This window comes from Streptomyces aurantiacus JA 4570, assembly GCF_000414115.1.
Lineage (GTDB): Bacteria > Actinomycetota > Actinomycetes > Streptomycetales > Streptomycetaceae > Streptomyces > Streptomyces aurantiacus_A.
Map to the genome: position 1 here is coordinate 20,120 of NZ_AOPZ01000370.1, position 8,935 is coordinate 29,054.

Sequence of the window (8,935 nt, forward strand, 5' to 3'; positions counted from 1 at the left end):
ACGCCCCTCGGTGTCCGCTCGTTCTACACCGGTACGTCCTGTCCCTTCCCGAGGGCGATCACGCCGCCCTTCGACACCGTGTACAGCTCCTCGTCCCGCTCCGGGTTGACGCCGATCGTGGCGCCGGGCGGGACGTCGACGTTCTTGTCCAGGACGGCGCCGCGCACCACCGCGCCCCGGCCGACGCGGACGTTGTCGTGCAGCACGGAGCCCTGGACGACGGCGCCCTCGCCGACGCTCACCCCGGGTGACAGGACGGAGCGGGTGACCTGGCCGCGGATGACGCAGCCGGGGCTGACCACGGACTCGCCCGCGATGCCGCCCGCGCAGAACCTGGCGGGCGGGAGCGGGCCGGAGTGGGTGTAGATGGGCCAGCGGTGGTTGTCGAGGTTGAAGACGGGGTTGTCGGAGATCAGGTCCATGTGCGCTTCGTAGTACGCGTCCAGGGTGCCGACGTCGCGCCAGTAGCCGTGGTCGCGGGCGGTCTCGCCGGGGACGTGGTTGTCGGCGAAGTCGTAGACCTGCGCGACGCCGCGCCCGGTGAGGGACGGCAGGATCGAGCCGCCCATGTCGTGCACCGAGTCCGCGTCCTCGGCGTCCCGCTGCAAGGCGTCGACCAGCACCTTGGTCGTGAAGACGTAGTTGCCCATGGAGGCGAAGACCTGGTTCGGCGAGCCGGGCAGGCCGGGCGGGTTCGCCGGCTTCTCCAGGAAGCTCTCCACCCGGGTGCCGTCCCCGGCCGGGGTGATGATGCCGAACTGCGAGGCGTCGGCGCGCGGCACCCGGATCCCGGCGACGGTGACGCCCGCGCCGGACTCGACGTGCCGGGCCAGCATGTGGCGCGGATCCATCCGGTAGACGTGGTCGGCGCCGAACACCGCGATGTAGTCGGGCTGCTCGTCGTGCACGAGGTTCAGGGACTGCAGGATGGCGTCGGCGCTGCCCAGGTACCAGCGCGGGCCGAGGCGCTGCTGGGCGGGGACGGGCGTGACGTAGTTGCCGAGCAGGCTCGACATCCGCCAGGTGGTGGAGACGTGCCGGTCCAGCGAGTGCGACTTGTACTGCGTGAGGACGCAGATGCGCAGGATGTCGCCGTTGACGAGGTTGGAGAGCACGAAGTCGACGAGGCGGTACGTCCCGCCGAAGGTCACCGCCGGTTTCGCCCGGTCGGCCGTGAGCGGCATCAGCCGCTTGCCCTCACCGCCCGCCAGCACGATCCCGAGCACCGAAGGTCCACCGCGCATGGCCGCCCCCTGCCGCTGTCCGTCAGTTCTTGCGTAACCCCATGGCTTCCTCGTACACATCGACCGTGCGCCGTGCCACCGCGTCCCAGCCGAACTCGCGCACCGCGCGGTGCCGTCCGGCCGCTCCCATCGCGCCCGCCCGGCGCGGGTCGGCGGCCAGGTGGTTCAGGAGCACGGCGAGGTCGTGCTCGAACCGCTCCGGTTCACCCGGGTCGTACGGGACGAGCAGGCCCGTCGTGCCGTCCGAGACGACCTCCGGGATGCCGCCGACGCGGGAGGCGACGACGGCGGTGCCGCACGCCATCGCCTCCAGGTTCACGATGCCCAGCGGCTCGTACACCGAGGGGCACACGAACACCGCCGCGTGCGTGAGGAGTTGGACGACCTCGGGGCGCGGCAGCATGCGCGGGATCCAGGTGACCCCGTCGCGCGAGCGGCCCAGTTCCTCGAAGAGGGTGCGGAACTCCCGGTCGATCTCGGCGGTGTCGGGGGCGCCCGCGCACAGCACCAGCTGGATGCCCGGGTCCAACTGGCGTGCGGCGCGCAGCAGATGGGGCACGCCCTTCTGCCGGGTGATGCGGCCGACGAACAGGACGTAGGGGCGGGCGCTGTCGATGCCGTGGCGGTGCAGGGCGCTGGTGCCGGGGTCGGGCCGGTACAGGTCGGTGTCGATGCCGTTGTGGACGACGTGCACCTTCGCCGGGTCGACGGCCGGGTAGCAGCTGAGGATGTCCTCGCGCATGCCGTGGGAGACGGCGACGACGGCGTCGGCGGCCTCGATGGCGGTGCGCTCGGCCCAGCTCGACAGGGCGTATCCGCCGCCGAGTTGCTCGGCCTTCCAGGGGCGCAGCGGCTCCAGCGAGTGCGAGGTCATGACGTGCGGGATGCCGTGCAGGAGCTTGCCGACGTGGCCGGCGAGGTTGGCGTACCAGGTGTGGGAGTGGACCAGGTCGCGGCCGTCGAGCGCGGCCGCCATGGACAGGTCCACGGACAGGGTGCGCAGCGCGTCGTTGGCGGTGTCGAGGTCGGCCCAGGCGCGGTGCCGCACGACGCCGTCGGCCGCACCCTCGCCCCAGCAGTGCACGTCGAGTTCGGTGAGCGCGGCCAACTCCCGTGCCAGGAACTCGACATGGACGCCCGCGCCGCCGTAGACGTCCGGCGGATACTCGCGGGTGAGCAGTCCCACTTTCACGAGCGGAGCCCTCCTCGTCGGCCGGCTCCCTCATGGTCACCCAGACGCCGCCCGGTGGGAAGACCGCTGCGGCGGCCGGTCGAAACAGCAGTCCCCGCACAGGCCGCCGTTCGGGCAGCGGTAGTAGAGGCAGCAGCTCCGGCGCCGGAAGGCGGTCCCGTCCAGGGTCCCGGTGGACTTCAGCGCGGGCCGGGCGAAGAGTTCGGCGGCGAGGTCGAGGGCCCGCTCCCCGACTTCGGGGCGGCCGGTACGCGCGGCCCAGGCGTGCAGCTCGCGGGCCGCGCCCGCGAGAGCCGAGCCCGCGTTGCCGCGAAGGAGCGCGGGGGAGATCCGGAAGCGGGCGCGCAAGGCGCGGGCGAGCGGTGCGAGGTGGCGTTCCTGGACGACCTCGTGGACGCGGGCCGCGTCGGCGGGATACGTGCGCTCCCCGGTGAGCCACAGGTCGTCCGGCGACGTGCCGTCCGCGTCCCACAGCAGCCGCGCCGGGTCCAGGTCGGGCAGGCGCCCGAACAGCGCGGCGGGGCCGAGCGCCAGGGACCACAGCCGGGCGGCGAGGCCGAGCTGCGCCACGGAGGCGGCGACACGGGCCTCGGGGGCGCCGAGGCGCGCCCCCACTTTGGCGACGCGAAAGGCCAGTGGATCACCGTCACTTTGCGTACCGAGATCCTCACCTTCCGCGACCGAGCTGCCGCCTTCGTAGACACGTGCCAACGCCACATGGCCCCCACCAGGCGCTTCTCCCGTTCTCAGGGCGAAGAAGCCCCCGACGGACGACACGGCGGCCCAGTCGATCCTCTGCGCTTCAGTGGTCATCGCAGCAGTACAGCAGGACACTGGTGGACAGGGGTAACCAGACCTGGGGAGGACATGAAGGAGGTCGTACTCCATCGGTAGTAGGACGGATTGACTGCTCAGGGACGACGACTTGGAGCGCTCCGCGCGACATTGTGGTGAACATGGAAGCCGACCGCTCGCCGCACCGGACGAACCGGATGCACAGGGACCCCGACGACCGCACCCACCGGTCGTGCCGCACAGCGCGGAGCACCTCATGAGTGCCCTCGCGCTGTCTGTCGTGCTCGCCCTCGTCTCCGCCGTGGCCTACGCCGGCGGGGCGATCATCCAGGAGCAGGTGGCGGCGAAGACCGCGGAACAGCAGTACGCGCCGCTGCGCAGCGGCGCCTGGTGGATCGCGGTCGTCCTCAACGGCCTCGGCGGGCTGCTGCACGTCGTGGCGCTGGCGTTCGGCCCGCTGAGCCTGGTGCAGCCGCTGGGCGCGCTGACGATCGTGTTCGCGCTGCCGATGGCCGCGATGTTCGTGCGCCGGCGGGCCGGGGCGACCGCGTGGCGCGGCGCCATCATGGCGACGGTGGGCCTCGTGGGTCTGCTCTCGCTGACACAAGCCACCGCGTCGCAGTCGCTCGCCGACACCGAGCGCGTCCTGCTCGCGGTCGGCACGGGCAGCGCCGTCGTCACGCTGATGCTGCTCGCGCACGCCGCCCACCGGCACCCGGCGGTGCGCAGCATGCTGCTCGCCACGGCGGCGGGCATCGCGTTCGGCATCTCCTCGGTGTTCACCAAGACCGTCGCGGTGGACTGGGACGCGCACGAGCCGCTCACCCGGCAGGTGCCGAGCCTCGCCGTCATCGCGGTCCTCGCGGTGGCCGGGCTGCTGCTCTCGCAGGCCGCCTACCGGGGCGCGGGTCTCGCCGCTCCGCTGTCCGCGGTGACCGTGGTGAACCCGGTGATCGCGGCCGCGGTCGGCCTCACCCTGTTCGGCGAATCCTTCCGCTACGGCGCGACGGGCACGGCGGTCGCGCTGGCCTGCGGTGTCGTCGCCGCGGGCGGACTGATCCTGCTGACCACGGAACGCATCGGCTCCGGGCAGGCGACGGACACGCCCGTGGCCGCCGAACAGCCCGACGAGACGGGCGCGCAGGCCCTGACCCTCGAAGGCGTCGAGGGGCTCGACGGCCTCCAGGGCCGCGACGGCCTCGACGCCCGGGACGTCACCGCCGCGTCGTCCGCCGCCCGCACGTCCGAGGACGCCCCGGTCGGCGAGCAGCGCAGGCCCGTCCACGACGAGCACCCGGCGGCCGAGCCCGGCAGGCGGGCGCTGTCGGGCGAACAGCCCGCGCCGGAACAGCACCTGGTCACCGACTCCCTGACCGGGCTGCCGCTGCAGCCGCTGGTGCAGCAGGCACTCGTGCGCGCGCCGCTCGCACGCCCCGCGCGCGAGCACAGCGTGTCCTGAGCGCGGGGCTTCGCTCAGATACGGACCCCGCGCCCCCGCAAATACGCGAGCGGGTCGATGTCCGAGCCGAAGCCGGGTCCGGTGCGGATCTCGAAGTGCAGGTGCGGGCCCGAGCTGTTGCCCGTCGATCCTGAGCGGGCGATGCGCTGGCCCGCGCCGACCTTCTGCCCGGCCTTCACCGCGAGCGCCGACAGATGGCCGTACTGCGAGTACCTGCCGTCGGTGTGCCGGATGACGACCTCGTAGCCGTAACTGCCGCCCCAGCCCGACGAGACGACGGTGCCCGCGGCGACCGCCTTCACGGACGTGCCGGTGGGCACCGGGAAGTCGACGCCCGTGTGGTAGCCCTTCGACCAGGAGCTGCCCGTCGCGTGGTACGGCGTGCCGATGGAAGCCGCCACCGGCGCCGACGCCCCCGACGAGGACCCGGCGGCCTCGGCCCGCTGCCGGCCGGCGGGCGCGGTGTCGCGCTTCGGCTTCGGCTTGGGCGCGGGCTTGGCCTCCTTGGCCGGGGGCCGCGTCCGCTCGGGCCTGTGCTCCGGTTTGCGCTCGGCCTTCTTGTCGTCGTGCTGCACGGGCCGCTTCTCCGGGCGCTTCTCGCGCTCGGGCGGGGTGCGGCGCTCCGGCGGGCGCGGGGGCGCCTCGCCCTTCGCCGCGCCGCGCAGCGAGAGCCGCTGCCCCGGCGAGATGAAGTCCGGGTCGCCGCCGATGGTGCGGCGGTTGTTGTCGTACAGCTGCGGCCAGCCGCCTTGGACGCGGCGCTCCTCGGCGATGCCGGAGAGGGTGTCGCCACGGACGACCGTGTACATCCGGGCGGTGCCCGCGGTGGACTGCGGTGTCACTTCGGGCTTGACGTCGCGCACCGTGCGCTTGGGCGTCTTCGGCGCGCCGTCGGTCTTGGCCGCGCCGGTCGACTTCTTCGGCTGCGGCGCGGTGGCGGGCCTGATGTCGGGGCTGTCGCCCCCGCGGGCGAGGCCGGCGCGCTGGGAGCACACCGGCCAGGCGCCGGGGCCCTGGCCGTCGAGGACCTTCTCGGCGACGGCGATCTGCTGGTCCTTGGTGGCGAGGTCGGCGCGCGGGGCGTAGGCCGTGCCGCCGTATGCCTGCCAGGTGGACTGGGTGAACTGGAGGCCGCCGTAGAAGCCGTTGCCGGTGTTGATGCTCCAGTTGTTGGTGGACTCGCAGGCCGCGACCTTGTTCCAGGTGTCGACGTCCGCGGCGTGGCCCGTGCCCGCGGACATCAGCGGGAGGGCGATTCCGGCGCCGCCCGCCGTGACCGTGAGCGAGGCACGGTTGATCCGGCTCGGCTGGTACCGGCGATGCCGGCCTCGTAAGGCCATGAAAGCCCCCTCAGACACACGTCGACACGTCGAAATATCGGCCATACGTCAGCCACAGGACAGCCCGCAAGTTAGCCGGTCGGCCATGGCTGTGACAAGAGCCGGGTGCGGAGGGGGCGTTGAACCGGTCATGGCCGTGCCGCTTCCTGATCGGTTCCCGTTCAGTTCCTCAAATGCCCCGGAAGCCACCGGAGTTGTACATCCTGCTGATAAGCGCCGCCGCCCTCGTGGTCGTTGAAGAAGTACACCTCCATCGACCTTTCCGACCCCGCATAGGCGTTGAATGCCGCGAAAACGGTCGAGGGCGGGCAGGTTTCGTCCTCCAGCGCCGCCGAGAAGAGCGCGGGCGCACGCCCGCGGGCGGCGAAGTGCACGCCGTCGAAGTACGAGAGGGTCGCGAACACGCGCTCCTCCAGGCCGCGCCGGGTCCGCAGATAGTGGCCGATCTCCCGGTAGGGCAGGCGGCCGGAGAGCGTCGCACCCCGCGGGATGTCGCACAGGAACGGCACGTCGGGGGCGATCGCCGCGAGGTCGGGCACCAGGCCGCCCACGGCCAGCGTGATGGCGCCGCCCTGGCTGCCGCCGACCGCCGCGACGCGCGCGGCGTCCACCAGCGGATGGCCGCGGACGGCCTCGACGGCGCGCACGGCGTCGGTGAAGACGCGCCGGTAGTAGTAGTCGTGCGGGTCCTCGATGCCGCGCGTCAGGAAGCCGGGGTACGCCGGTCCGCTGCCCGCGGCGTCCGGGGTGTCCCCCGCCGTCGAGCCGCCGGCGCCCTGCCCGCGCGTGTCCATCACGAAGTGCGCGAACCCTGCCGCCGACCACAGCAGCCGCTCGTGCGGCAGCCCGCGCCCGCCCCCGTACCCGATGTACTCGACGACGGCGGGCAGCGGCCCGTCCGCACCCGCCGGAACGACCAGCCACCCCTTGACCGGCTGCCCGCCGAACCCCGCGTACGTCACGTCGAAGACCTCGACCGTCGCGAGCGGCACCTCGACCCGCTCGAAGCGCGCGTCCAGATCGTGTTCGCGGGCCGCCGAAAGGGTCTTCTCCCAGAACGCGTCGAAGTCCTCCGGCTCCGGCAATTCCGGTCGGTATCGGCGGAGTTCCTCCAGAGGCAGGTCGAAACGGGGCACGGGCGGCTCCTCCGTCGGACACCGTGTCGGGAAGTCACGGTACGCGCGGGGTGATACTGGCGCACAGATGCGGTACTTCGGATTTCCCAGGAACTCAGGAGCCAGAGCATGAGTGCTTCAGCGCAGATCGGTGTCACGGGACTCGCGGTGATGGGACGCAACCTCGCCCGGAATTTCGCCCGCAACGGCTATACGGTCGCGGTGCACAACCGCACGGCGGCGAAGGCCCGCGCCCTCGTGGACGAGTTCGGCCAGGAGGGCGAGTTCGTCCTCGCCGAGACCGCCGAGGACTTCGTCGCCGCCCTGGAGCGCCCACGCCGCCTGGTCGTCATGGTCAAGGCGGGTGAGCCGACGGACGCCGTCATCCAGGAGTTCGCGCCCCTCCTGGAGCCGGGCGACATGATCGTGGACGGCGGCAACGCGCACTTCGCGGACACCCGGCGGCGCGAGCGCGAGCTGCGCGAGCAGGGCATCCACTTCGTCGGCACGGGCGTGTCCGGCGGCGAGGAGGGCGCCCTGAACGGCCCGAGCATCATGCCGGGCGGCTCCAAGGAGTCCTACGACGCGCTCGGCCCGATGCTGGAGAAGATCTCCGCGAAGGCCGCGGACGGCAGCCCCTGCACGGCGCACATCGGCCCCGACGGCGCCGGACATTTCGTGAAGATGGTGCACAACGGCATCGAGTACGCGGACATGCAGCTCATCGCCGAGGCGTATCAGCTGCTCCGTGAGGTGGCCGGATACAGCCCCGCCGAGATCGCGGACATCTTCCGCACCTGGAACACCGGCCGCCTCGACTCGTATCTGATCGAGATCACCGCCGAGGTCCTCGCGCACGTCGACGCCGCGACCGGCGAGCCGTTCGTGGACGTCGTCCAGGACCAGGCGGAGCAGAAGGGCACCGGCCGCTGGACCGTGCAGATCGCCCTCGACCTGGGCGTGCCGGTGTCGGGCATCGCCGAGGCGGTGTTCGCCCGCTCGGTGTCCGGTCACAAGGACCTGCGCGACGCCTCGCGGGGGCTCGCGGGGCCGAAGGCGGAGCCGCTCGCGAAGAACGAGGCGGCGGCGTTCGCCGACCAGGTCGAGCAGGCGCTGTACGCCTCGAAGATCGTGTCGTACACGCAGGGCTTCCACGAGATCGCGGCGGGCAGCGAGGAGTACGGCTGGGGCATCGACCTGGGCGCGGTGTCGGCGATCTGGCGCGGCGGCTGCATCATCCGGGCCGCGTTCCTCGACCGCATCCGGGCCGCCTACGACGCCCGTGCGGACCTGCCGAGCCTGCTCGCCGACGAGGGCTTCGCGCGCGAGATCGGGGAGGCGCAGGACGACTGGCGTGCCGTGCTCGTCGCCGCGACGCGCCAGGGCGTGCCCGCACCGGGCTTCGCCGCGGCCCTCGCGTACTACGACGCGCTGCGCGCGGACCGCCTGCCGGCCGCGCTCACGCAGGGCCAGCGGGACTACTTCGGGGCGCACACCTACCGGCGTACGGACCGCGAGGGGTCGTTCCACACGCTGTGGGGCGGGGACCGGTCCGAGGTGTCGGCGTAGCAAGGGTGCCGGCGTAGCAGGAGGGCGGGGCAGCACGGCCCCGGGCGGGCCGGCCCCCGGGGCTCGCGGCCCCGGGGGCGAAGGGTCCCCTCAGGCCGAGAGCGGCCTGGGCCGGCTCGCGGGTTCCGGCTGGGGGTCGGGGTCCGGGACGGGGTCCGGGCCCGGCGGCTTCGGCACCGGCGACGGCGGGGGTTCCGGCAGCGGCACCGGGTCGGGGACGG

Annotated in this window: 7 protein-coding genes; 2 read left to right on the forward strand and 5 right to left on the reverse strand. The window is 72.9% G+C overall.

Annotated features, from left to right (window positions below):
• Positions 1–23: 23 nt before the first annotated feature.
• From glgC to STRAU_RS30800, 3 genes are read right to left on the reverse strand one after another with little or no spacing between them, the layout of a single operon-like run.
• Entirely contained in the window at positions 24–1,244 is a 1,221-nt protein-coding gene (gene glgC, locus STRAU_RS30790; RefSeq protein WP_037663022.1) for a glucose-1-phosphate adenylyltransferase, read from the reverse strand.
• Between the two features lie 22 nt (positions 1,245–1,266).
• On the reverse strand, positions 1,267–2,436 hold the full coding sequence (glgA, locus tag STRAU_RS30795; protein ID WP_037663024.1) for a glycogen synthase: 1,170 nt from the start codon (positions 2,434–2,436) through the stop codon (positions 1,267–1,269).
• Between the two features lie 36 nt (positions 2,437–2,472).
• Positions 2,473–3,051: a (2Fe-2S)-binding protein gene (locus tag STRAU_RS30800; RefSeq protein WP_310592287.1), complete on the reverse strand. Its 579-nt coding sequence runs from the start codon at positions 3,049–3,051 to the stop codon at positions 2,473–2,475.
• A gap of 436 nt (positions 3,052–3,487) precedes the next feature.
• On the opposite strand from STRAU_RS30800, the gene STRAU_RS30805 reads away from it, so the two are divergent.
• A complete protein-coding gene (locus STRAU_RS30805; RefSeq protein ID WP_037663026.1) occupies positions 3,488–4,690 on the forward strand; it encodes a DMT family transporter in 1,203 nt (400 codons plus the stop codon).
• Positions 4,691–4,704: 14 nt separating this feature from the next.
• Here STRAU_RS30805 and STRAU_RS30810 read toward each other — a convergent pair whose 3' ends face one another.
• Both STRAU_RS30810 and STRAU_RS30815 read right to left on the reverse strand, forming a co-directional pair.
• Positions 4,705–6,030, reverse strand: a complete 1,326-nt coding sequence (locus STRAU_RS30810; protein WP_016644335.1) for a transglycosylase family protein — start codon at positions 6,028–6,030, stop codon at positions 4,705–4,707.
• A gap of 161 nt (positions 6,031–6,191) precedes the next feature.
• Positions 6,192–7,166 (reverse strand): acetylxylan esterase, encoded by a 975-nt coding sequence (locus tag STRAU_RS30815; RefSeq protein ID WP_016644336.1) that lies wholly within the window; start codon positions 7,164–7,166, stop codon positions 6,192–6,194.
• Between the two features lie 108 nt (positions 7,167–7,274).
• On the opposite strand from STRAU_RS30815, the gene gndA reads away from it, so the two are divergent.
• Positions 7,275–8,714, forward strand: a complete 1,440-nt coding sequence (gene gndA / locus STRAU_RS30820; protein WP_037663027.1) for an NADP-dependent phosphogluconate dehydrogenase — start codon at positions 7,275–7,277, stop codon at positions 8,712–8,714.
• Positions 8,715–8,935 lie beyond the last annotated feature (221 nt).